This is a genomic window from Brevibacillus sp. FSL K6-6036, assembly GCF_037964015.1.
Classification (GTDB): domain Bacteria; phylum Bacillota; class Bacilli; order Brevibacillales; family Brevibacillaceae; genus Brevibacillus; species Brevibacillus borstelensis.
Genome location: NZ_CP150173.1, coordinates 1,343,602 through 1,367,536 on the forward strand (window position 1 = coordinate 1,343,602; position 23,935 = coordinate 1,367,536).

At 52.8% G+C, this 23,935-nt stretch carries 20 protein-coding genes and 1 pseudogene; 18 read left to right on the forward strand and 3 right to left on the reverse strand.

The genetic code is table 11. From position 1 onward, the window contains the following. Position 1 precedes the first annotated feature (1 nt). The 4 genes from accA (at position 2) to nrdJ (ending at position 6,640) form a co-directional block, all read left to right on the forward strand. Positions 2-958, forward strand: a complete 957-nt coding sequence (gene accA / locus NST37_RS06835) for an acetyl-CoA carboxylase carboxyl transferase subunit alpha (protein WP_024983173.1) — start codon at positions 2-4, stop codon at positions 956-958. 220 nt (positions 959-1,178) lie between these two features. Then, the gene (pfkA, locus tag NST37_RS06840) at positions 1,179-2,138 is read left to right on the forward strand and encodes a 6-phosphofructokinase (protein WP_251237812.1); all 960 of its coding nucleotides are present in this window, start codon (positions 1,179-1,181) and stop codon (positions 2,136-2,138) included. A gap of 31 nt (positions 2,139-2,169) precedes the next feature. Further along, complete coding sequence (gene pyk / locus NST37_RS06845; RefSeq protein ID WP_003387999.1) at positions 2,170-3,924, forward strand: pyruvate kinase; 1,755 nt, start codon at positions 2,170-2,172, stop codon at positions 3,922-3,924. Positions 3,925-4,384: 460 nt separating this feature from the next. Beyond that, positions 4,385-6,640, forward strand: a complete 2,256-nt coding sequence (gene nrdJ / locus NST37_RS06850) for a ribonucleoside-triphosphate reductase, adenosylcobalamin-dependent (RefSeq protein WP_003387997.1) — start codon at positions 4,385-4,387, stop codon at positions 6,638-6,640. A gap of 63 nt (positions 6,641-6,703) precedes the next feature. Here nrdJ and NST37_RS06855 read toward each other — a convergent pair whose 3' ends face one another. Beyond that, the gene (locus NST37_RS06855) at positions 6,704-7,192 is read right to left on the reverse strand and encodes an NUDIX hydrolase (protein ID WP_031932235.1); all 489 of its coding nucleotides are present in this window, start codon (positions 7,190-7,192) and stop codon (positions 6,704-6,706) included. Between the two features lie 51 nt (positions 7,193-7,243). Continuing rightward, a pseudogene (locus NST37_RS06860) lies at positions 7,244-7,480 on the reverse strand (NIPSNAP family protein); the annotation flags it as partial. Between the two features lie 194 nt (positions 7,481-7,674). On the opposite strand from NST37_RS06860, the gene NST37_RS06865 reads away from it, so the two are divergent. Together NST37_RS06865 and NST37_RS06870 are read left to right on the forward strand one after the other, a co-directional pair. Next, a complete protein-coding gene (locus NST37_RS06865; protein ID WP_003387995.1) occupies positions 7,675-8,106 on the forward strand; it encodes a thioesterase family protein in 432 nt (143 codons plus the stop codon). Positions 8,107-8,108: 2 nt separating this feature from the next. After that, positions 8,109-8,507: an FxsA family protein gene (locus NST37_RS06870; RefSeq protein WP_003387993.1), complete on the forward strand. Its 399-nt coding sequence runs from the start codon at positions 8,109-8,111 to the stop codon at positions 8,505-8,507. Between the two features lie 44 nt (positions 8,508-8,551). Here NST37_RS06870 and ytvI read toward each other — a convergent pair whose 3' ends face one another. Further along, entirely contained in the window at positions 8,552-9,682 is a 1,131-nt protein-coding gene (gene ytvI / locus NST37_RS06875) for a sporulation integral membrane protein YtvI (RefSeq protein WP_003387992.1), read from the reverse strand. A gap of 423 nt (positions 9,683-10,105) precedes the next feature. On the opposite strand from ytvI, the gene citZ reads away from it, so the two are divergent. The 12 genes from citZ (at position 10,106) to NST37_RS06935 (ending at position 23,839) form a co-directional block, all read left to right on the forward strand. Beyond that, positions 10,106-11,218, forward strand: a complete 1,113-nt coding sequence (gene citZ, locus NST37_RS06880) for a citrate synthase (protein WP_003387990.1) — start codon at positions 10,106-10,108, stop codon at positions 11,216-11,218. 152 nt (positions 11,219-11,370) lie between these two features. After that, positions 11,371-12,654 carry an NADP-dependent isocitrate dehydrogenase gene (gene icd, locus NST37_RS06885; RefSeq protein WP_003387989.1) on the forward strand — a complete coding sequence of 428 codons (1,284 nt, stop codon included), beginning with the start codon at positions 11,371-11,373 and terminating at the stop codon, positions 12,652-12,654. 78 nt (positions 12,655-12,732) lie between these two features. Beyond that, positions 12,733-13,671, forward strand: a complete 939-nt coding sequence (gene mdh / locus NST37_RS06890) for a malate dehydrogenase (protein ID WP_031932236.1) — start codon at positions 12,733-12,735, stop codon at positions 13,669-13,671. A gap of 504 nt (positions 13,672-14,175) precedes the next feature. After that, positions 14,176-14,871 (forward strand): response regulator transcription factor, encoded by a 696-nt coding sequence (locus tag NST37_RS06895; RefSeq protein WP_003387987.1) that lies wholly within the window; start codon positions 14,176-14,178, stop codon positions 14,869-14,871. A 16-nt stretch (positions 14,872-14,887) separates the two neighbouring features. Further along, positions 14,888-16,651, forward strand: coding sequence for an ATP-binding protein (locus tag NST37_RS06900; RefSeq protein ID WP_024983175.1), 1,764 nt, complete (start codon positions 14,888-14,890; stop codon positions 16,649-16,651). A 102-nt stretch (positions 16,652-16,753) separates the two neighbouring features. Continuing rightward, positions 16,754-17,410, forward strand: coding sequence for a phosphate signaling complex protein PhoU (phoU, locus tag NST37_RS06905; RefSeq protein WP_003387985.1), 657 nt, complete (start codon positions 16,754-16,756; stop codon positions 17,408-17,410). Between the two features lie 174 nt (positions 17,411-17,584). Continuing rightward, positions 17,585-18,673 (forward strand): hypothetical protein, encoded by a 1,089-nt coding sequence (locus NST37_RS06910; RefSeq protein WP_227277843.1) that lies wholly within the window; start codon positions 17,585-17,587, stop codon positions 18,671-18,673. A gap of 108 nt (positions 18,674-18,781) precedes the next feature. Then, positions 18,782-19,738, forward strand: a complete 957-nt coding sequence (locus tag NST37_RS06915; protein ID WP_339186477.1) for a VanW family protein — start codon at positions 18,782-18,784, stop codon at positions 19,736-19,738. A gap of 177 nt (positions 19,739-19,915) precedes the next feature. Continuing rightward, positions 19,916-20,341, forward strand: coding sequence for a MarR family transcriptional regulator (locus NST37_RS06920; RefSeq protein WP_003387981.1), 426 nt, complete (start codon positions 19,916-19,918; stop codon positions 20,339-20,341). A 9-nt stretch (positions 20,342-20,350) separates the two neighbouring features. Further along, positions 20,351-21,010: an efflux RND transporter periplasmic adaptor subunit gene (locus tag NST37_RS06925; protein ID WP_024983178.1), complete on the forward strand. Its 660-nt coding sequence runs from the start codon at positions 20,351-20,353 to the stop codon at positions 21,008-21,010. Positions 21,011-21,014: 4 nt separating this feature from the next. Continuing rightward, positions 21,015-22,247, forward strand: coding sequence for an efflux RND transporter periplasmic adaptor subunit (locus tag NST37_RS06930; RefSeq protein WP_024983179.1), 1,233 nt, complete (start codon positions 21,015-21,017; stop codon positions 22,245-22,247). 14 nt (positions 22,248-22,261) lie between these two features. Then, on the forward strand, positions 22,262-23,839 hold the full coding sequence (locus NST37_RS06935) for a DHA2 family efflux MFS transporter permease subunit (protein ID WP_003387976.1): 1,578 nt from the start codon (positions 22,262-22,264) through the stop codon (positions 23,837-23,839). Positions 23,840-23,935: the final 96 nt, after the last annotated feature.

Genomic DNA, 23,935 nt, shown 5'->3' on the forward strand with positions numbered 1-23,935 from the left:
GATGGCGAACGAACTTCCCTTTGAAAAACCATTGGTGGAGTTGCAGGATAAAATCAAGGAATTGCGCAGGTTCACCGAAGAAAAAGGGATTGATTTTTCCGAAGAAGTAGCGCGGTTGGAGCAGAAGGCCAAGGATTTGGCCGAACAGATCTACGGAAGCCTGACGCCGTGGCAGCGCGTACAGCTCGCCCGTCACCCGGAGCGACCCACCACATTGGACTACATTGATCATATTTTTACTGATTTTCTGGAAGTGCACGGTGATCGTTTATTCGGAGACGACCTGGCGATTGTCGGGGGCATTGCCAAGCTGGACGGACGTCCGGTTACCATTGTCGGGCACCAAAAAGGCAAAGATACAAAGGACAACATCAAGCGCAATTTCGGTATGGCCCATCCCGAAGGCTACCGCAAAGCGCTCCGCATCATGCAGCAGGCCGACAAATTTGGCCGTCCGATCATCTGCTTCATCAACACCTCGGGGGCGTATCCGGGGAAAGCGGCGGAGGAGCGGGGGCAAAGCGAAGCGATTGCCCGCAACCTGTTGGAGATGGCGAGATTTCGCGTGCCGATCATCTGTGTCGTGATCGGTGAAGGCGGCAGCGGCGGAGCTTTGGCGATCGGAGTGGGGAACCGCGTCTATATGCTGGAGAATTCCTATTACTCCGTGATCGCACCGGAAAGCGCGGCGGCCATTCTGTGGAGAGATGCCAGTCTGGCGATGCGCGCGGCGGAAACGATGAAGATCACGGCTCCCGATCTGAAGGAGCTGGGAGTTATCGAGGACATCATCGAGGAGCCGTTTGGCGGCGCTCACCGCGATGTGATGCTGCAGGCTTCTCTCGTCAAGGCCAAGCTGCTGGAAGGGCTGAAACAGCTAGAACAGCTCAGTCCAGAAGAATTGATACAGGATCGTTACGAGAAATTTAAACAGATCGGTTCTTACGCCTCCCTCTAAAATGGGGGGCGCTTTTTGCTTTTTTCTGTCGATAAAATCTGATACAATCGTATTCGTAACCGGGACTTGTCAGATCTTTCTAAAAGTATAGCACATTGCTCCCGTGAGTGTAACAGATATGTCCTTGTAACTAATACAGCGTGTAAGAAAGGGAATATCGTACATACTGTTTTGGTTTCAAGGCATCCTAATGACGGAAAGAATGGATGAGGTGGTTTCCATGCAGAAAATTGCAGTTTTAACCAGCGGCGGGGATGCACCCGGCATGAACGCAGCCGTGCGCGCAGCAGTCAGGCGAGCCGCGTACCACGGGATTCAAATGTATGGCGTGTATCATGGCTACGAGGGTTTGATGTATGGCGATATACAGGAAATGACGCTGGGCTCGGTCGGTGATATCATCCACCGCGGCGGAACCATTCTCTATTCAGCGCGAAGTGAAGAATTCAAGACCGAAGTCGGGCAGCAAAAAGCGGTGGATCAACTGAACAGACGCGGAATCGAAGGATTGATCGTCATTGGCGGTGACGGTTCCTTCCGGGGGGCCCAGAAAATGTCCGAAAAGGGTGTCAGGACAATCGGTATTCCCGGCACAATCGACAACGATATCCCTTGCACGGACTTCACCATCGGTTTTGATACCGCATTGAATACAGTTGTCGAAGCCATTGACAAGATCAGGGACACAGCCACATCGCATGAGCGTACCTACATCATTGAAGTGATGGGCAGGGATGCCGGAGATATTGCCCTGTGGGCAGGTCTCGCAGCCGGGGCGGAGTCTATTTTGATCCCAGAAGCGGAGAATGATATCGAGGATATCGTAGAGCGGCTCGAATCGGGACACCGCCGCGGGAAAAAACATACGATCATCATCGTGGCAGAAGGCGTAGGCAGCGCGAATTATTACGCTGACGAGATCAAAAGGCTGACCGGCCTGGAGACGCGTGTAACCGTGCTTGGCCATATTCAGCGGGGAGGCTCGCCGACTGCATTTGACCGGATGCTCGCCAGCCGAATGGGAGCTGCAGCGGTCGATCTGCTGATCGAAGGAAAACGGGACCGCATGGTAGGCATTCGCAACAATGCGATCGTCGACGTCGATTTCCAGGAAGCACTTTCACAAAAGCATCAGCTTGACTTATCCATTTATCAATTGGCACGTACGCTCTCCATTTAATCGGGAGCACATAGCTTAGGAGGGACTTCTTGTGTTACGTAAAGCAAAAATCGTTTGTACCATTGGACCTGCCAGCGAATCAGTCGAGACGCTGAAAAAACTGATTCACGCAGGAATGAACGTAGCTCGGCTAAATTTTTCCCACGGCTCGCATGAAGAGCACGCCGCGCGCATCGTGAATATTCGCCGTGCGTGCGAGGAGACAGGCAAACAGGTAGCGATCCTGCTGGATACCAAAGGGCCGGAGATTCGGACAGGCACACTCGGTGTAGACTCTGTCGAGCTGGTCGAAGGGAATCGGATGATCCTGACGACAGAGGAAGTGGCAGGCACAGCCGAACGCGTCTCGATTACATATGCGGAGCTTCCCCGCGACGTAAAGGCTGGAGACACGATCCTGATCGACGACGGCTTGATCGGACTTTTTGTAGAAAAAGTAGAAGGCAACGAAATTGTGTGCGAGATTAAAAACGGCGGTACACTGAAGAGCAAAAAGGGTGTCAATGTGCCCGGCGTCAAGATCAATCTGCCGGGCATTACGGAGAAGGACGCACAGGATATTGTGTTCGGCATCGAGCAAGGCGTAGATTTTATCGCAGCTTCGTTTGTCCGCAAGGCATCGGACATTCTGGAAATCCGCGAGATTTTGGAGCGTCATCATGCCAAAATCGACATCATCGCCAAGATCGAGAACCAGGAAGGCGTAGACAATGTCGATGAAATTCTCGCTGTTGCCGACGGCTTGATGGTGGCGCGCGGCGACCTTGGCGTCGAGATTCCGGCAGAAGAAGTGCCGCTCGTACAGAAACAGCTGATCAAGAAATGCAACGATCTGGGGAAACCGGTGATTACCGCTACCCAAATGCTCGATTCCATGCAGCGGAACCCGCGTCCGACAAGGGCCGAGGCAAGCGATGTGGCGAACGCCATCTTTGACGGCACCGACGCGATCATGCTCTCCGGCGAAACGGCAGCAGGGAAGTATCCGGTCGAGTCTGTGGAGACGATGAACCGGATCGCGGTCAGAGCGGAACAAGAGCTGAACTACCGGGAAATTCTGTTTGCTCACGCGGTGCAAAAACAGGTGACGATCACGGACGCCATCAGCCAGGCGGTGTCAAATGCGGCGCTGGATCTGGACGCGGCAGCGGTGATTACGGCTACCGAGAGCGGACACACTGCCCGAATGGTGTCCAAATATCGTCCGAAGGCCCCGATCGTGGCGGTCACTCCGCATGAGAGCGTCATGCGCCGACTGGCCCTGGTCAACGGTGTGTATCCGGTGCTCGGAACAGTAGCCAATACAACGGATGAGATGCTGGAGCTGTCCGTGCAGAAATCACTGGAGGCCGGCTTCGTTCGCCACGGCGATTTGGTCGTGATTACGGCAGGCGTTCCGGTACGGGAGGTCGGAACCACCAATCTGATGAAAATCCACGTAATTGGCGACATTGTAGCGAAAGGGCAGGGAATCGGCCGCAAAATCGTGAGTGGCAAGGTTGTCGTTGCCCGTTCGGCTGCTGAAGCATTGGAAAAGACCGAAGCGGGGAGCGTTCTCGTGATGATCGGGACAGACTCCGATATGGTGCCTGCATTTGAAAAAGCGGGGGCAGTTATTACGGAAGAGGGAGGACTAACGTCCCATGCCGCAATCGTCGGGTTGAACCTCAACGTACCGGTCATCGTAGGCGTCAAAAAGGTGACGGACTTGCTGAAAGACGGTCAAACCGTGACTGTTGATGCAGAGCGTGGCCACATTTACACCGGACATGCACGCGTACTGTAGGAACTAGGCAAAAGTGTTTTCCATATAATGGGGAGAGGGTGCCGATATGTACCCTCTCTTTGTCGTGCTTGTTGTCTATCGTCCGCTGGTAGTCTATAGGAGAAAAGTATGGTTTGTTCGAGGCAGGAAGTGAGTATTTTGTGTCGCACGCTTGTCCAATTAGGAATATGTTCCTATCGGACGAGGGGTGCCAATCAGAATTTTATCTGGTAAAATTGGATTTTCGCCTGCTCTTGATCGTCTGTCAGCAAAAGCTTGTCAAGTCCTGTTTTTTGCGGAAAACACAATATATTGTGTTGTCGAAAAATCTTTCGCACAATATATAGAAAAATCTATTGTGTTTTTGGGGGAAACATAGTTAACTAGAAAGAGAGATTGCAAGACAAGATGTGGGCACAAGCGCGTAGCTACGGACAGGTACATCGGACGTAGTTTGGCTATATCAGAAGGAGGAACCGAAATGCTGGCAACAGAAACAAGAACCCGTTTTCTGCGGGATGATTTCCTGAATCAATACCCGGATTTTCCGTTACATATGAACCCGTTGGGGCAATTTGTCTACTATCGCACCTACTCCCGGTTTATCCCTGAGCTCGGCAGACGCGAGACGTGGAAAGAAACCTGCCGTCGTTCGATCGACTACAATATGAAGCTGGCTTACCAGCATATGATTAAAATCGGACTCACCCCTGATCTGCGTGAATTGGAGACAGAGGCCGAGGGTCTGTTTGACAACATGTTCAACCTGAAGCAATTCCTGTCCGGACGCACACTTTGGGTTGGCGGCGCGGAAAATGGCGTAGCCGATCTGTATCCGCTGGCCAATTTCAACTGCTCCTTCCTGAACATCAAATCCTGGGAAGATTTGTGCGACCTCTTTTACCTGCTGCTGGTGGGAACAGGAGTGGGCTTCAAGTGCACAAAGCAAATGGCTGAAGGCTTGGCTCCGATCCGGACGAATGTCACTCTGCTTTCTTCCGAGTACAAGCCGCTGCCGATGCATCAGCGACTGGAGCGCTCCGAGCTGAAGGTGCTGGGGAACGGATACGCCAAAATTTACGTTGGCGACAGCAAGGAAGGCTGGGTCGAATCGCTCCGCCACTATCTGCATATTTTGACCGACCCTGCATATGAGCAAATTCATACTGTCAAGATTTCCTATAACAGCGTACGGCCAAAAGGCGAGCGCCTGAAGCGTTTTGGCGGAACTGCCAGCGGCCATGAACCGCTTCGCGAAATGTTCGAAGGCATCGACAAGGTGCTGAAAAACCAGATTGACGCTTCCCTTGATCCGATCGAAGTCGACGAGAAAGGCTACGGCAAGATTCGCCCGATCCACGTCCTCGATATCGGCAATCTGATCGGCGCAAACGTTGTTGTGGGCGGCGTTCGCCGTACGGCAGAGATCTTCCTGTTCGACCACGATGACTATGAGTGCCTGTTTGCCAAATACGGTATCAACGGCTTCTGGACAGAGCAGCAGATCGCCCATCACCAAAAAGTGGGAGAGCTGCTCGGCGACAAAAAGCCTTCCTGGTTTGACAACATCCAAAAGGTGGGCGACGGCCGTTTCGGTCTGGATCACCGCCGCATGTCCAACAACTCGATCGCGTTCAACCAAATGCCGAGCCGCGAGTTCCTGCATCTCGTATTCACGATGATGCAACTGGAGGGCGAACCGGGCTTCGTCAATCTGGAGGAAGCCAACCGCCGCCGTCCGAATGCAGAAGGTCTCAATCCTTGCGCCGAAATCCTGCTGGACTCTTACGGCGTGTGCAACCTGACGACTGTCAACCTGGTCCAATTTGTAAAAGAGAGTCCGGACGGCTCCAAATACCTCGATCTGGACGGACTTCTGGATGCACAGCGCAAATCGGCACGTGCCGGCCTGCGCATGACTCTGGTGACGCTCGAATTGCCTCACTGGGATGTCGTTCAACAGCGCGACAGACTGCTGGGAACCTCTCTGACAGGCGTCAAGGATGCGATCGCATCGCTGGGATATACGGAGGAACAAGAAGTCGAGCTGCTCCGCCTGCTCGGCAATGCAGCCCGCGAAGAGGCCGACCGTTATGCATATGAGCTGCGAGTCAACTCGCCGCTGCTGGTGACCACAGTAAAGCCGGAAGGAACGCTCTCCCAGGTAGCTGGCGGCGTGTCCAGCGGTCTGCACTGGTCGCATTCTCCGTACTACATTCGCCGGATTCGGATCAATGCCGAAGATCCGTTGGCAAAAGCGGTTCAGACTTTGGGCTGGACGGTTCATCCCGAGGTGGGGACGCCTGGGGAAACCCATGAGGAGCGCATGGCTAATGCCCGTACGCTGGTAATCGATTTCCCGGTTGCTTCCGGTGCGCGCGAGACGAAAAATGAAGTAAACGCCAAACGCCAGTTTGACACCTACTTCCGTTTCCAAAAAGAGTACACGGAGCACAACTCGTCCAACACCATTACCGTCCGTCCAGAGGAGTGGGACGAGGTAGAGGAGATCGTCTACAGCAATTGGGACAACTTCGTCGGGGTATCCTTCCTGCAGCTGGACGGAGGAACCTATCAACTGGCGCCTTACGAAGCGTGCACGAAAGAACAGTACGAAGCGCTCAAGGCGAGCATGAAGCCGTTTGATCCGGCGATTCTGCAAATGTTCGAAAGCGGGGGAGACTCCGATCTTTCGACGGCAGATTCTTGCGAGACAGGGGCTTGCCCGATTCGTTAATCGCATACATGGATATGAAGAAACCGGAGCCAGAACGGCGCAATCGTTCTGCTCCGGTTTTTGCTATTGCGGTGCGGCTGTCGGTTCTTCCATCCGGTAGATCAGCTCATAGGGGGACAGCCGAAACATCTCCAAGCAGATAGAGCCTTTTGTCAGGGCGTCGAGCGTACGGCTGGCCAGTTGGGGACGGGTGATGTATTCATGCAGGTTTTCCTCTGTCAGTTTGACAAAACGGACATCTGTGGTCTCCTCCGATGTCTGCAAGCAGCCCCCGATGGCGACTCCGCGAAAGCCGACAGCGACGATGGCGCTGCTTACGTTGTGATAGACTCCGGTGATGCCCGTGAGCCGGGCTTCGATGCCGGATTCCTCTCTGATTTCCCTGATGACAGCATCCAGCAGACTCTCGCCGACCTCTACCTGTCCGCCGGGCAGCTCCCATGTATCCTGACGATTTCGGGCCTTCACCAGGAGGACCTCGCCGTCGTCGTTCGTGATATAGCCGAAAGCTGCCACGATGTGCTTGGGCGGGTTGTAGGTGCTGGCAGGAATCAGGAAGTCCTGTTTGCATGACAGGTACAACGGTTCGAGGCTGTTGCGCTTTTCTTGAGCCAGGCGATGCAGTTCGTCAGACTTGACAGCGTTCTCGATTCTTTCATACGCTTCCATGCTGTCGTACTCCCAGATGGCAGTCACTTCGTCGCCGCGCTCTGTCGACCATCGTCCGACCAGCCGGGCACCGTGCTTGAGCTGGGCAGGGAGCAGGTATTCTTGGAAAAATGACTGAAATGCCGCTTGTCTGGCTGGATCAATTTGATAGGTACGTCGGCGGTACAGCATTTGATCCCTTCTCTCTTTTTCTATTTTTTCCAACTGTATGATAGACGCAACAGTGCAAAAACCGTTTCCCGGATGGAGCCGCCGGGTTGGGAAAGAAGCGGAATGACGAATGGGCGACGCCGATAATCGAGTCGGCAAAAGAAGTAGAAAAGGTGTTGTCTGTGATACAATAAGGATAGAAAGGGGCGATCGCGTTGAACTCGACTGTTTATACGCATCGGATACGTGTTCGGTACAGTGAAACGGACCAGATGGGAGTGGTCTACCATGCGAACTACCTCAATTGGTTTGAAGTGGGACGGACTGAATTTATTCGCGAGACTGGCGTGACCTATCGGAGTCTGGAGGAAAAGGGAATCCTTTTGCCCGTTACAGACGTCTCGTTATCGTATAAGCAGCCGGCACGGTACGATGACTGGGTGGAAATCAGGACGCAGCTGGAGGAGCTGTCTATGGTCCGATTGACGTTCGGTTATGAAATATACCGGGTGGCTGACGAACAACTGCTCGTTGCAGGCAAGACCAAGCATGCGTTTACAACGATGGAGATGAAGCCGATCCGGCTGGCCCGCGTGGTGCCGGAGGTATACGCGCTGCTGGAAGAGCGGTGTGCTGGGGGGAAATAGCCATGCTTTTTCGCATATTGCTTGTTCTGTTTATCGTCGTTCCCGCGGTAGAGCTCTGGGGGCTGATCGCGGTCGGAAAGGTGATCGGTCCATGGTATACGATCGCGCTGGTGATTTTGACCGGCTTTGTCGGAGCGTGGCTGGCCAAGCAGCAGGGGCTGCAGGTCATGCGGATGCTCCAGCTGCAGCTCTCCCGAGGCCAAATGCCTACAGAGACCCTGATTGACGGAGCGCTGGTGCTCTCAGGCGGGATTATGCTCTTGATGCCAGGCTTCTTTTCCGATGTTGTCGGAGTCATTTTCCTTGTTCCCTATACACGGATGATTATTCGCCACTTCATAAAAAGATGGCTGTGGTCGCTGATCTCTTCCGGGCGGGTTCATTTCTTCTTCCGGCGCTGACATCATAAAAACAAGCAAAAAAGGAGGCCGTCGCCTCCTTTTTCTTACGTTTCGGTCCCTTTGATGTACCTCCAAATATCGGTAAATACTTTCGCCTTTACAAGCGCGTTGATCAACACCAGGGAAACAGGCCCGATGATGAGGCCGAGAAATCCGAAAATCTGCAAGCCGACGAACAGAGCGACCAGCGTTAGCAGCGGGTCCAATCCGACGTTTTCGGCAACGACCTTTGGCTCGATAATCTGCCGGAATATCAGCACGACTCCGTACAGGATCGACAAGCCGATGACCAGACTGTAGTTCCCTTTGAAAAACAGGTAAATGATCCACGGGATAAATACCGTCCCTGTGCCAAGGTACGGCAGCAGATCAACGAGACCGGTAATCAGTCCGATCGTGACTGCGTATTCGACCCGCAGGATCAAAAGGCCGATGATGACGATGGCAGCTGTCAACGAAATCAACGTAAGCTGGGCTTTGAGGAAGCCGAACAAAGCGGCTTTCAGATCCTTGAAAATCTCGTCAAGCCGGTTGTTGACACCGTTTGGGAGAAGCTTTCTGAAGCGCTCTTCCCACAGGAAGAAATCCTTGGCAATGAAAAATGCGCCGAGCAAGGAAATCACGAACACTGTCGCCAGGTTCGGCAGCGACACGAGGAAGTTTTTCAAGCCATCGAGAAACTGCACAATGAGCTGCTGTCCAGCTTGCGTAATCGATGTAATTCCCTGTCTGATCGTGTTGTCCAATTTATCCTTGTACGCAAGGTCCAGATGCGAGTAGAACCATTGAATCTGCTCATACAGGCCGGTCAGAAAATCCTGGGAAATCGTCCGCTGCAGGTATTGAGCAAGCTCGTTGGAAAATCCGGGAAGCTTTCTCGCCAATTCTCCAATCTCTACGACTGTCTCGGTGATGACGAGCGTGACGACGCCGCCGGAAATCGCGATTAAAAGAAGGAGGGCGATCGTTACGGACAGCCACCGGGGGAACTTGGCCTTTCTGGTCAAAAACGTCACAGGCCGATGAATGACAAGTGCGATGACTAAGGAGATTAGAAATGGGTACAGTAAAGGTGATGCGAATACAATGAGCTTGAAGCCGAGATAAATGACAAGGCAAACCCATAAAAACCGAATGATTTGAAAGAGGCGTTCAACCCAGTTATGCCGGTTCAATAGTACTCTCCTTTCTATCCACGGAGGAATAGAGAGATGGATTCGTTGTTTTCATAAATGTTTCCAGGCGGCTGTCCCTCCGATCAGCGTGAAAAAACGATCGTGACCGCTTTGTAACTATTATGCAGTATGCTGGTAGGTGCAAGCAAGCTTTGCCATATACACCGGCTTTTTTGCATCTTGTACATTTATCATTCACAAAATCGCAATAATCTTTTATAATTGTGTCGAATTATGGTTGGATTCTTTTTATAACCATGCAGCAGCAGGACCCGTGGGTCTCTCCTCCCTGAAATACGCGTTTTTTATAAAAGCGAATGATTATGTAAGCCGATTTGTCAATCATTCATGTGCGGAGGGTGGTCGTAAAAGGAACCACCAGGACAATTTCATATAGCTTAGAGTGGAAAAGGAGAGAGTTACATGACAGCTACTCGCGGACTTGAAGGCGTGGTCGCCGCTCAATCTTCGATCTGTTCGATTGTCGATGGGGTACTTTGCTATGGAGGTATCAACATCGACGAGCTCGCTGAAAACGCTACCTTTGAAGAGGTTGTGTACCTGCTCTGGCATGGAGCCCTACCGAAGCGCGATCAGCTGGATGCTTTGAAAAAGCAACTGGGCGAAAATGCTGCGGTACCGAAAGAGGTAATCGACAGCATTCGCGCCTATCCAAAAGGCGTACACCCGATGGCGGCGTTGCGCACAGCTGTCTCTTCGCTAGCGCTCTACGACGCAGAAGCGCAGGACATGACTCCTGAGGCCAATTACCGGAAATCGATTCGCCTGATGGCTCAAACCCCAACCCTGATCGCAGCGTATGCACGTATGCGCAAGGGACTGGAACCTGTCGCTCCGAATCCGTCTTACGGGATTGCAAAAAACTTCCTGTACATGCTGACTGGTGCAGAGCCTACCGAAACCGCAGAAAAAGCATTTGACGTAGCATTGATTCTGCATGCGGACCACGAGTTCAACGCTTCTACGTTCGCAGCGCGTGTGACTGTAGCGACCTTGACCGATATCTATTCCGGTATCGTTTCGGCGATCGGCACATTGAAGGGCCCTCTGCACGGCGGAGCCAACGAAGCTGTAGCAGCCATGCTGGCAGAAATCGGTTCCATGGACAATGTGGAATCCTACATCCGTCAAAAGCTGGACAACAAGGACAAAATCATGGGCTTCGGACACCGCGTGTACAAAGACGGAGACCCGCGCGCGAAATGGCTGAAGCAAATGTCCAAAGCGCTCACCGCTCAAATCGGACGTCCAGAGCTGTATGAGATGTCCGTCAAGGTGGAAGAAATGGTGACTGGCGAAAAAGGCCTCAAGCCAAACGTCGATTTCTATTCCGCTTCCGTTTACACCGCTCTCGGACTGGAAAGCGATCTGTTCACGCCGATTTTTGCGATTAGCCGAATGTCCGGCTGGACTGCGCATATCATGGAGCAGTACGAAAACAATCGCCTGATCCGTCCGCGCGCCGACTACACTGGACCGGTCAACCAGCACTACGTGCCAATCGACCGCCGCTAATGACCCTTGCTATTCCGATCGTGGAGGAGGCGGCACCATAGCGGGCCCACACTCCTAAGCACCTGCTTGAGAACTACCACCGAGTGTGGTAGTTCTCCTACGTCTGGAAATATTTTTCTACCATTATTTTCCATATACTGGAGGGATTTCTTGTGTTTAAAAACTTGTCGCAGCCAACTTCTGGCCAAAAGATCACAGTAGATAACGGCAAACTGGTAGTACCGAACAACCCGATCATCCCGTTCATCGAAGGGGACGGTACGGGTCCTGATATTTGGAATGCATCTGTTCGCGTGTTGGATGCAGCCGTAGAAAAAGCATACAAAGGCGAAAAGAAAATCGCTTGGTTCGAAGTATTCGCAGGTGAAAAATCCTTCAACCAATACGGCGAGTGGCTGCCTGAGGATACCCTCACTGCTGTTCGCGAATACCTGATCGCAATCAAAGGCCCTCTGACTACACCAGTCGGCGGCGGAATCCGTTCCATCAACGTGGCGCTGCGCCAGGAGCTCGATCTGTACGCTTGCGTACGTCCTGTTCAATACTTCGATGGCGTTCCTTCTCCGGTAAAACATCCTGAATTGACAGATATGGTGATCTTCCGCGAAAACACCGAGGACATCTACGCTGGCGTAGAGTGGGCTGAAGGTACACCGGAAGTGAAAAAAGTAATCGACTTCCTGCAAAACGAAATGGGCGTGAAGAAAATCCGCTTCCCGGAAACATCCGGTATCGGCATCAAGCCTGTTTCCAAAGAAGGTACCGAGCGTCTGGTTCGCGCAGCGATCAACTACGCGATCGACAACAAGCGCAAATCCGTAACCCTCGTACACAAAGGCAACATCATGAAATTCACCGAAGGCGCGTTCAAAAACTGGGGCTATGCAGTAGCTGAAGCCGAATTCGGCGACAAAGTATTCACATGGGCGCAATACGACCGCATCAAAGCAGAAGGCGGCGACGCTGACAAAGCGCAAAAAGAAGCAGAAGCAGCAGGCAAAATCATCGTAAAAGACGTGATTGCCGATGCATTCCTGCAGCAAATCCTGACTCGTCCGGCTGAGTACGACGTAGTAGCTACACTGAACCTGAACGGCGACTACATCTCCGACGCGCTGGCTGCACAAGTAGGCGGTATCGGTATCGCTCCTGGCGCAAACATCAACTACCTGACTGGACACGCAATCTTCGAAGCGACTCACGGTACTGCTCCGAAATATGCCGGTCTGGACAAAGTGAACCCGTCTTCCGTCATCCTCTCCGGCGAAATGATGCTCCGTCACCTGGGCTGGAACGAAGCGGCAGATCTGATCATCAACTCCATGGAAAAAACAATTTCCGCGAAAACCGTAACCTACGATTTCGCACGTCTGATGGAAGGCGCAACCGAGCTGAAATGCTCCGAGTTCGCTGATGCCCTGATCAAAAACATGTAAGTGTAAAGTACCGAGCAAAAAGGCTTTCTGGGACCATTAGCAAACCAACAAAAAGCAATGCTATGGAGGCGACCTTATATGGCATTCCAACGCAAAAAAATCGCAGTGATCGGCAGCGGCTTCACTGGTGCAACGACAGCATTCATTCTGGCTCAAAAAGAACTGGGAGATGTCGTGCTGGTGGACATTCCGCAACTGGAAAACCCGACAAAAGGGAAAGCGCTCGATATGATGGAATCTTCTCCGGTCCTCGGTTTTGACTCCAGCATCACGGGCACAGCGGACTATGCGGAAATCAAGGGTGCTGACCTTGTCATCATCACGGCTGGGATTGCCCGCAAGCCAGGCATGTCCCGCGACGATCTGGTCAACACCAACGCAGGCATCATGCGCTCCGTTGCAGAGCAAGTGAAAACGCACGCTCCGAACTCCATCGTGTTGGTTCTGTCCAACCCGGTCGATGCGATGACCTACACGTTCTTCAAAACGTCCGGTTTCCCGAAAGAGCGCGTAATCGGCCAATCCGGCGTGCTGGATACAGCCCGTTTCCGCACCTTTGTAGCGATGGAGCTGAACGTGTCCGTAGAAGACGTTACCGGCTTTGTATTGGGAGGCCACGGCGACGACATGGTCCCGTTGGTACGCTACTCCTATGCGGGCGGTATACCGCTGGAAACGCTGATTCCGAAGGATCGCCTGGACGCGATCGTCGAGCGTACCCGCAAAGGCGGCGGAGAGATCGTCAACCTGCTGGGCAACGGCTCCGCTTACTATGCGCCGGCTGCTTCTCTCGTTCAAATGGCAGAAGCCATCCTGAAGGACAAAAAACGCATTCTGCCTTCCATCGCTTATCTGGAAGGCGAGTACGGCTACAATGACATCTACCTCGGCGTGCCAACCCTGCTCGGCGGAAAAGGCATCGAGAAAGTCATCGAGCTGGAACTGACTGCGGAAGAAAAAGCCGCCCTCGACAAATCCGCCGACTCCGTGCGCAATGTCATGAAGGTTTTGCAATAACAAAGTCCCGCAATAGCTATTACTAGTGAAAGACGCTCCCAAGGGGGCGTCTTTTGATTTTTCCTGAAAAAAGTTAACAATGATTCATGCCTGCTCATCTTCGAATCGCTTTCACCCTTATGCTTCCTGTATCTGCTAAAAACACCCCCTCCAACCACTATGGCTGTAGAGATGAAACAGGAGAAAACGGCAAAGGTCTTTGGGACACTACCCAGGCACCAAAGCAAAAGCGGAACACGCTTTCAGCGTCCAACTCTGAGAGACATCAATGAACCTGCTGCTTTTGGACGCGGTTCCGCTTTTGCTTTGGCGCCGGACACCCCCCCGCCCCCAGCAAGTGTCCCACCGAACCTGCAGCAGTTTTCTCCTGTTTCATCTCCTCCACCACAGCCCCAACAACATCTTTACAAAAAAATTACTTGTCTTACCTAAGCTGGATTTGGCAGACTGGAACGTGAGAACACTAGAGAAGAGCCGAGGACGGCAGCGTAGGGGGGAAACATAATGACAAAGATTTTAGTGGTAGACGACGAGGCGTCTATCGTCAAATTGCTGCAATTCAACCTGGAAAAAGCCGGTTTTCAAGTAATAACTGCCTGTGACGGAAAGCAGGCCCTGGATATGGCTCGCACGGAGCAGCCTGATTTTATTATTCTCGACTGGATGCTGCCCAAGATGGAAGGCATGGACGTCTGCAAAACATTGCGCCAGGAGCGCAACAACACGCCGATCCTGATGCTGACAGCCAAAGACGATGAACTGGACAAAATCCTTGGTCTCGAGCTGGGGGCGGATGATTACTTGACGAAGCCTTTCAGCCCCAGAGAAGTGATCGCCCGGGTAAAAGCGATTCTTCGCCGTACCCAGACATCTTCCGAGGCGGCGGCCGCCCCGGACGAGGTAGTATTGCAATTTGGGGAAATCAGGATTTATCCGGAAAAATACGAAGTGTTTCGAGGCAGTGAGAAGGTGGAGCTGACGCCAAAGGAATTTGAACTGCTCCATTATCTCGCCAGCCATCACGGCAGAGTCCTGACTCGGGACCAATTGCTGAATGCCGTCTGGAATTACGACTTCATCGGCGACTCGCGGATCGTCGACGTGCATGTCAGCCATTTGCGCGAAAAGCTGGAGGAAGACACGAAAAGTCCCCGTTATATCAAAACCGTTCGCGGCCTAGGCTACAAGCTGGAAGGATGACAGGGGGACTGATTCCTTGACGCGATTTCGGATCAAACTCACCCTCACGATTCTCGGACTGATTTCTCTTGTCTTATTATTGATGGGCATGTATTTTGCCAAGGTTTTGGAGCGTTCCTACCTGGAGACGTTGAGCGAGCTTCTGACCCGCGAATCCAAGCTGGTAGCGCAGGCGGTCCGCCCGGAAGTGCTCAGTGACGAAATTACACTGGCCAAGAGGGTGGAACAGGTGGCTCCGGGAGAAGAGGTGCGGCTTACCTTGATAGACCGTACAGGCCGCGTGCTGTTTGACAATACGTATGAACAGGAGCGAATGGAGAACCACGCCGACCGTCCCGAGTTTTCGGCCGCGCTTCGCGGGGAGACGGGCATAGACAGACATTACAGCGAGACGCTGGGCTACGAAATGATGTATGTCGCGGTTCCGATCGTTGTCGAAGATCAAATTATCGGTGCGGTCCGCTCGGCGATGTCGATGCAGGATATTACCGACACGGTACACAATCTGTGGTACAGCCTGGTGACGGGATTGCTCGTTACCCTGGTGCTCGGCTCGATCGTCGTTTCCCGCATTTCTTACAACATCACGAGGCCGATCGAAGAAATTACGCGGGTAGCGAGAAACATCACGCAGCGCGAGTACGAGAGCCGCGTCAGGATCAAGGCAAAAGATGAGATCGGGCAGTTGGCAACCGCGATCAATTTCATGGCGTCCAGCCTTGAGCAGCAGATGTACGAAATCTCGGAAAATCAGCAGAGACTCTCGGGTGTGCTGACCAATATGACAAGCGGTGTCATTTTTATTTCGGAACAGCGCCGGATTATGCTGGTGAACCCGGCGGTAGAGCGGCTGTTGGGAACCTCGGCCAACGACTTGATCGGGAAGCTCCACATCGAAGCGGGGAAAAGCTTCGGACTAAGCCAGTATATCGACCGCTGTCTGGACCGCGGAGAAAAGTTCCGGCAGGAAGTGCATATTTACTATCCGCAGGAGCGCATCCTTGAGGTCAATTTTGCTCCCTACATCAACTTTAAAGGGGAAGCCAAAGGAGTCGTTGTCGTCCTGCACGACTTTACCGAGGTACGCCGTCTGGAAAAGATGCGGAGCGATTTCGTGGCGAACGTCTCGCATGAGCTGCGGACGCCGATCACATCCATCAAGGGCTTTACGGAAACACTGCTGGACGGAGCGATGCAGGACGAAGAGACGTGCCGCAATTTCCTGCAGATCATCTCTGATGAGAGCGAGAGACTGTATCGGATGATCCGGGACATTCTCGACCTCTCCAAAATCGAGCAGAAGCGAATTTCCTTGAATTTGGTGCAGGTCAATGTTCAGGACCTGATCAGCTCGACCGTTGCGCTCCTGCAAGACCAGGCGCAGCGCAAGCAAATCTCGATCACATTGCCCAAAGCAGAGCCGCGAATCACGCTCACGACCGACAAGGACTGTCTGCAACAGATTATTTTAAATCTCGTGACCAACGCTGTCGTCTACACGCCGGAGGGCGGGGCTATTACGCTTGAGCTTCGTCAGGACAGCAGGCACGTGCAAATCCAGGTGACAGACACGGGCATCGGCATCCCGGAACAGGATTTGCCGCGGATCTTTGAAAGGTTTTATCGGGTCGATAAAGCGCGCAGCCGCGACTCGGGCGGCACGGGATTGGGCCTTGCCATCGTCAAGCATCTGGTAGAAAGCCTCCACGGGCAAATCACGGTGAAGAGCGTGGAAGGAAAGGGCAGCACCTTTACAGTGACACTGCCGATTGAATGGTAGAGAGCTTTTGAAACATTTACACAAAGATAACACTCCCTTTACTCCCGGTATACATTCCCCTTGTACCATGGTCGTGACAGACAAATGAGGGGGAAACAGGGTATGACGCGACATGCTTTCGAAGAACAGCTTGACGGCTTGCATCGCAAGCTGATGTCGATGGGGACGCTAGTAGAGGAAGCTATTCATAAATCGATCAAAAGCCTGGTCGAGCGTGACGTTCAACTGGCCGAGCAAGTCATCGCCAGCGACCACCTGATCAACGAGCTGGAGCACGAGATCGAGGTCGGCTGCTTTCAGATGATCGCTTTGCAACAGCCGGTCGGCGGAGACCTCCGGCGGCTGGGGACGATGCTCAAGCTGGTGACCGATTTGGAGCGGATGGGCGATCACGCGGTCTCGATTGCGAAGACTACGCGGAGGTTGATGGCCGAGCCGTATGTGAAGCCGCTGATCGATATTCCGTTGATGGCGGATCATGTCAAGGCGATGGTGCGGGACAGCCTGAATGCCTATATCGGGATTGACAAGCAGGCGGCAGAAGAGATTGCGGCCCGCGACGACATTGTCGACAAATTGTTTTCGACGATTTTCCGGGATCTCATCGACGTGATGACCAAGAACGGACAGTCGATCTCGCAGGGCACGCATCTGTTGCTGGTGGCACAGTATCTGGAACGGATCGCGGATCATGTGACCAACATTTGCGAGTGGATTATTTACATGAGCACCGGAAAAATGACCGATCTGAACAATTAGAATAGAAGACTCAGGAAGAAGGCCGCTGACTGCATCGCAGAGCGGCCTTTTTGCTTGCCTGCAAGCTGTTACTGAACGCCGGCACGTCCGTATTGGTACAATCGCCTAATGGGCGGCTGCTGCATACGATATCGGGAAGCTGATTTTGCTTTTAGTTCTACAGGAGGGATTGCCATGAGCGTCAACGAGCGTCATATTTATGCAGGCGGAAATACAGCGAGAGGGTATCGGTCTTTTTTGAACGCGATACTGACCGGGATCGATCGGCGCATTGTTCTTACTGGCGATGCAGAGGGACTCGCCAGCAGGTTAATCGAAAAAATCGGAGAACAGGCGATTCGACTTGGCCAGCGGGTCGAATGGATTCACTCTCCTTTTGTGAATGGAGCCTTTGATGGCGTAGTGATACCGGAGTGGAGTGCAGCAGTAGTTGACGGCGGATACCCGCGCCAGTTCAAGCCCGAGGGACCCGGCTTGATCGAGACCTATGTCAATTTGCAAGATGCTGTGGATAAACAAAAGCTTGCGTCTCATCGCGAAGAAATCGTTACTTTGCTCGAGCGGATCGAGGCAAGCACGCTGGAGGCGCACCAAGCGTTTGCGGAAGCGCTGCGGATTCACGATGAATGGGAGGGTATCTTTATCGCCCACCTCGACCGGGAAAAGGCGAATCAGGTGGGCGACGAAGTGATCCGCCTGTTTTTCGGTGAGGATACAGCGGCGAAGAGAGCCCGAGTCCGACGGATGTATTTGGGAGCAGCCACTTCTGCGGGTCCGAAGGATTTCGTCCCCAACCTGACAGCGGAAGTATCGAAGCGGTATTTGATAAAAGGAAGGCCGGGATCGGGCAAATCCACGATCTTGAAGCGCCTGGTCGCAGAAGCGCAGAGACGGGGATTTGATGCGGAGGTATACCACTGCGGCCTGGACCCGAACAGCCTGGATATGGTGGTCCTGCCGGAACGGGGTCTCGCCATCTTTGACAGTACAGCCCCGCATGAATACTTTCCGGAGCGGGATGCCGACGAGGTCATCGACATGTACGAGAGGGCAATCCAGCCAGGGACGGATGAGCGGTATCAAAGTCAAATCGCCACCTTCCAGAAGCGTTACAAGGAGGCGACGAAAAGAGGCACTGCCTGCTTGAAGGCGGCAGAGGAATGCCGGATCCGCTTGTCTCTGATCTATCAGGAAGCGACAGACGAAAGAAAACTCGCAGAGCTTGAGGCAGCGATCTCCAGCCAACTGGGGTCTGACAGATAGCCTGCTTGAAACTGACAGCTAGTCGGCCAGAGAGGCCGACTGGAGAACGGACCATTCGCATGAAACCCGTTTGACTGCTCATACTATGCCAAGGAGGTGAGCAGCCGGATGGGTTTTTCTTTTGTCATGGCACTGATGCTTCTTGTGCATCCCTTGGACGCAACCGATTTCCTCCGGATCGTCTGGCAGGGAACCCCGATTGCCTATCTGGATCGCGCCGATTACACATTGCCGCTTTCGGGCGTCCCTTTGATAGACGAGGCGAGGCTGGATGAGGTGCGAAAAAGTGTTGCGGCTCAAGTCTATCGGGCACCGGTAGATGCCGCTATCAATGAGCGAGGGCAGATTATCGCTGAACAGAGAGGACAAGCTCTGGATGAAAAGGCCTTTTGGGGCCAGGTGTATGCCTACTTTTACGGAAACGGCCCGGCCCAGATCACCCCTGTCGTGCGCGATGTGCTTCCGCGTGTGGACCGCGCTTTGCTGGAGCAGGTGCGCAAGCGCAGGATCGGTCAATACACGACGTATTTTAATCCGCGAAACCACAATCGCTCTCATAACATACAGCTGGCTACGAAAGCGATTAACAACTATGTCGTTCTGCCGGGAGAAACGTTTTCTTTCAATAAAGTGGTGGGCAAGCGAACGAAAAGCAGAGGCTATCTCGAAGCGCCGATTATCGTCAGAGGAGAACTGTCGGAGGGGATTGGCGGCGGGATTTGCCAGGTTTCTTCGACTCTGTTCAATGCAGTTGACAAAGCTGGCCTACATATCGTGAAAAGGTATTCGCACAGCCGCAACGTGCCGTATGTTCCTCCAGGCAGGGATGCTACCGTAAGCTGGTATGGCCCCGATTTCGTCTTCCAGAACAAATACGCATATCCGATCCTGATCTGTGCTTATTCCGCGAATGGAAGCATGATGGTGACGATTCACTCATTCCCGGAGATTGAATACGAACCGAGAAATGTGCCAAGCGTACAGTTTCAGCTTCCGGAAGAAGAGCCAGCCGGTCCTGTTTCGCATAAGGGTACAACAGTTGTCAGTTCGCAGCTTCCAGTTTAAGACAGCACCTGCTCCAGGGGGCTGTCTTCCTCGTTTTTAAAGAAAAAAATGTTCAACAGAAGACAGTTTTATTCAAATGCAATTCAAAAAAAGGTTGTAATCATAAACGAAAACACGTATAGTATTTCGTGTGATAAAATTTCGTGTGCGAAATAAATTGATCAGAAGGGGGAAGCCATGAACAAGCCAGTGGTCATCCGCGACCTTTTAAAACGCCTGAACAAGACGATCAACATGATTGCTGCCAGAGAATTGGAGAAAGTCGGATTGACCTATCCGCAGTTGATGGTTTTGCGGCATCTTAAAGATGAAATGCTCACCATCGGCCAGATCAGCAAGGCTGTCGATCTGTCTTACAGTACGGTTTCAGGCATCATTGATCGGTTGGAGAGAGAGCAGCTGGTAGAACGTCTAAGAGATGAAAAAGATCGCCGCGTTGTCTGGATTCGCTCGACGGATAAAGTGAGGGAGCAATTCGAAAAACTGCCGATCTTTTCTGAAGCGTACTACAGTACACTGTTTAGCGACTTTTCTGATGCAGAGCTGGGGCAAATCGTTCGCGCCTTGGAGACTCTGATCACCAAACTAGAGAAAGAAAGCTGAGGAGAAACCATGAAGCGAAAAATCATTTTGTATGTCATCTTGCTCCTGGTGGTGGCAGCGGGAGGAGGCATCGGCTATTACTACTGGTATCAAGGCAGTCATTACGTTACTACCGAAGACGCACGAATCAGCGGAGACATTTACCGCGTTATGCCGCGTATTGCCGGAAAGCTCCAGAAGCTTTCCATTGCGGATGGCGATACGGTCGTTGCCGATCAAATCGTAGGGCAACAGGATACGACCAATCTGACGACCAATCTTCTGGAAAATGCTCTTCTTCGCGCACCCATTACAGGTACGGTGATCAAAACGCTGGCAAAGGAAGGGGAGGTTGTTTCCCCGGGTCAATCCATCGCCATGGTCGTTGACGAATCCAAGCTGTACGTTTCTGCCAATGTGGAGGAAACAGAGCTCAACCGGCTGAAACTGGGACAAAAAGTGGACATTGTGCTGGATGCCTATCCGAAAACCAAGCTGCTTGGACACTTGATCGAGATCGGCCAAGCGACAAACTCCACTTTTTCGTTGATGCCTGCTGTTAGCACAAGCGGCAACTTTACCAAAGTCACCCAGCGCATTCCGATCAAAATCGCGATCGACGATACCGCTGGGCTTCATCTGGCCGCCGGACTGAACGCAGAAATCAAAGTGCACGTGAAGGAGATGTAAAAACATGAATAAAGCGAGACAATGGAAGACGCTGGGTACCGTATTGGCAGCCGTTTCGCTGATTGCGGCTGGATGCAGTGAGCCGTCTTCAGCCGGACCATCAGAAAGCGCTCCGGTTGTAAAGGTATGGAAAGCGGACATGGCCGGAACCAGTGCGATCTCCAACGGTAAAATAGCAGCAGCTGATGAAATTCAAGTCGTTTCCAAGCTGTCCGGAAAAGTAGCACAGGTCAATGTAAAGGAAGGCTCTGTCGTAAAAAAAGGCGACATCCTCGTAACGCTGGAGGCGACAGATTACCTGGAGCAAATGAAGCAAGCCGAAGCCGCGATCGCGAGCGCACAAGCGCGGCTGCATGACACCCAGGCAGGAGCGCGGACACAAGAGCTGCAACGCCTGGCAAGCGGTGTGGAGCAGGCAAAAGCTACGCTGCAGGTGGCTGAAAATACAGCCAACCGGATGAAGGCGTTGTTTGACTCGGGCGCGATTTCCCAAGCCGAGTACGAAAAGACTACACTCGATCTGGAAAAGGCAAGGACAGCCCTCGACCAGGCACAGGCCCAATACGATTTGGCCAAGGAGGGACCTACCTCCAATACAATAGCAGCCCTGCAGGCTGAGGTGAGCCGCCTGCAATCCAGCCTGGAGCTTGCGAAAAACACTTATCAAAACACGATGATCCAATCGCCGATTTCCGGTATCGTCGCCAAGAAAAACATCGATCCGGGTGAAATGGCACAGCCGGGCGCGCCGCTCCTCGTACTGGTCAACATGGACCGGGTAAAAGTGGAAGCGAGCGTTCCGCAAGAGCAGATCAACCAGATCAAGGTAGGCGCCCCGGTCGATGTGAAGGTTAACAGTCTTGGCGGAAAGGTGCTGAAGGGAACCGTAGAGTTCGTCAGCCCGATCTCTGACGCCAACAGCAGCTCTTTCCCAATCAAAGTAACGGTAGACAATAAAGACGGCGAGCTGCGCGCCGGCATGCTTGCCGAGGTGTACCTGCCGAATCAGGCAGAAGCATCCAACTCTTGGAAAGTGCCCGCTTCTTCTATCGTAACGAAAGACAATAAACATTACGTTTTCAAAGTAGACCAGGATGTCGTTCATCAGGTGGAAGTCTCTGTAGGAGAAACATCGGGCGAATGGACGAGTGTCACGCAAGGTGTGAACCAAAACGACCGTCTGGTGCTGACACCGACTGATTCATTGGCCGAAGGCAGCAAAGTAATCGTCAACTAGCGGAGGTGATAAAAATGGCGGAAGCAGCGACACAGCAAAAGGACGGCGGGAGTGGCGGAATGTGGATTACACTTCTGGCCATCCTCATGGGGACTTTCGTTGCTATCTTGAACAACAGTCTGATCAACGTCGCCTTGCCAACGCTGGTAAACGTATTCGGTTCAACCACTGATACGATCCAATGGGTATTGACGGGATACATGCTTGCCAACGCCGTTGTCATTCCCATGAGCGGTTCCCTCGGCGACAAATTCGGATACAAACGGGTCTTCCTGATCTCGCTGATCGCGTTTACGGCATCCTCCGTCTTGTGCGCGATGGCCTGGAGCGACACGAGTATGATCGCCTTCCGCATCATTCAAGGTCTGAGCGGGGGGTTGATCATGCCGATCGGGATGTCGATGATTTACATGATCGTCCCCCGGGAAAAAATCGGGATGGCGCTCGGTTTGTTCGGGATCGCTTCGATGGTGGCCCCTGCTGTAGGGCCGACGCTCGGCGGATATTTGATCCAATACCTCAACTGGCATTTTCTGTTCCTGGTCAGCGTCCCTGTGGGCATTTTCGCGATTATCATGAGCAGCGCCCTGTTGAAGGAAACGGAGAAGAAGCCTGATCTGAAGTTTGATTACCCGGGAGCGATTCTGTCGATCATCGCTTTTGGGACCCTGCTTCTGGCGCTCAGCAAAGGCCAGTCGGAAGGATGGAGCTCCTTCTTCATTGTCAGCCTGTTTTTCATCGCTTTTTCCAGTCTGGCTCTGTTCGTATGGGTGGAGCTTGGCAAGGAGCAGCCACTGCTTGATCTGAGTCTGTTTAAAATACCGGTGTTTACGCTCAGCGTGATCACTTCAAGCTTCGTCATGATGGGGATGATGGGCGGGATCTTCATGATGCCGATCTTCCTGCAAAACATTCAGGGCATGTCGGCGATGGATTCAGGCTTGCTGCTCATGCCCCAATCAATCGCGATGGCCATCATGATGCCGATCAGCGGGAAGCTGTTTGACAAATACGGAATCGGTCCGATTGCCCTGGTAGGTTTGACAGTCATGGGGATCACGACATTTGAGCTGCACAATCTGGAGGCGGATACGCCGCACCACTGGCTCAATACGATCCTGACGATTCGCGGTCTGGGAATCGGATTGTGCATGATGACACTGTCGACCGTAGGGATGAACGCCGTCCCCCGGATGATCGTAGGGAAAGCCTCGTCCTTGTCCAACGTGATCCGGCAGGTGATGAGCTCGTTCGGGATCGCGCTCTTGACGATGGTCATGACGACTCGGACGAACTTCCACTCTGCGACGATTTCCGAAAGCATTACCATCACATCTACGGCAGCTGCTGACTTTATCAGAGGCTTGACCGGCATGTTTACCCAGGCGGGCGTGGATGCGGCAACAGCGCAAGGCGGAGCCAGCTCCGTGCTGATGGGGATGATCATAAAGGAAGCAACCGTGCGCGGCATTGCCGACGCGATGCTGATTTCATCCATCCCCATTTTCTGCTCGATTCCGCTGATTTACTTCCTGCACAAAAAGCCGAAGAAACAAGGCGCCGCGGAAGAAAAGCAAAAAGCGGCAGCGTAATGGCTGGCATATTTCAAGAAGCGAGAGGTTGTTCTCAAAGCGTTTTTTCGTTTTGGGGACGCCTCTTTTTTTGTTCTTCTGCACCTCTTGGGCGTC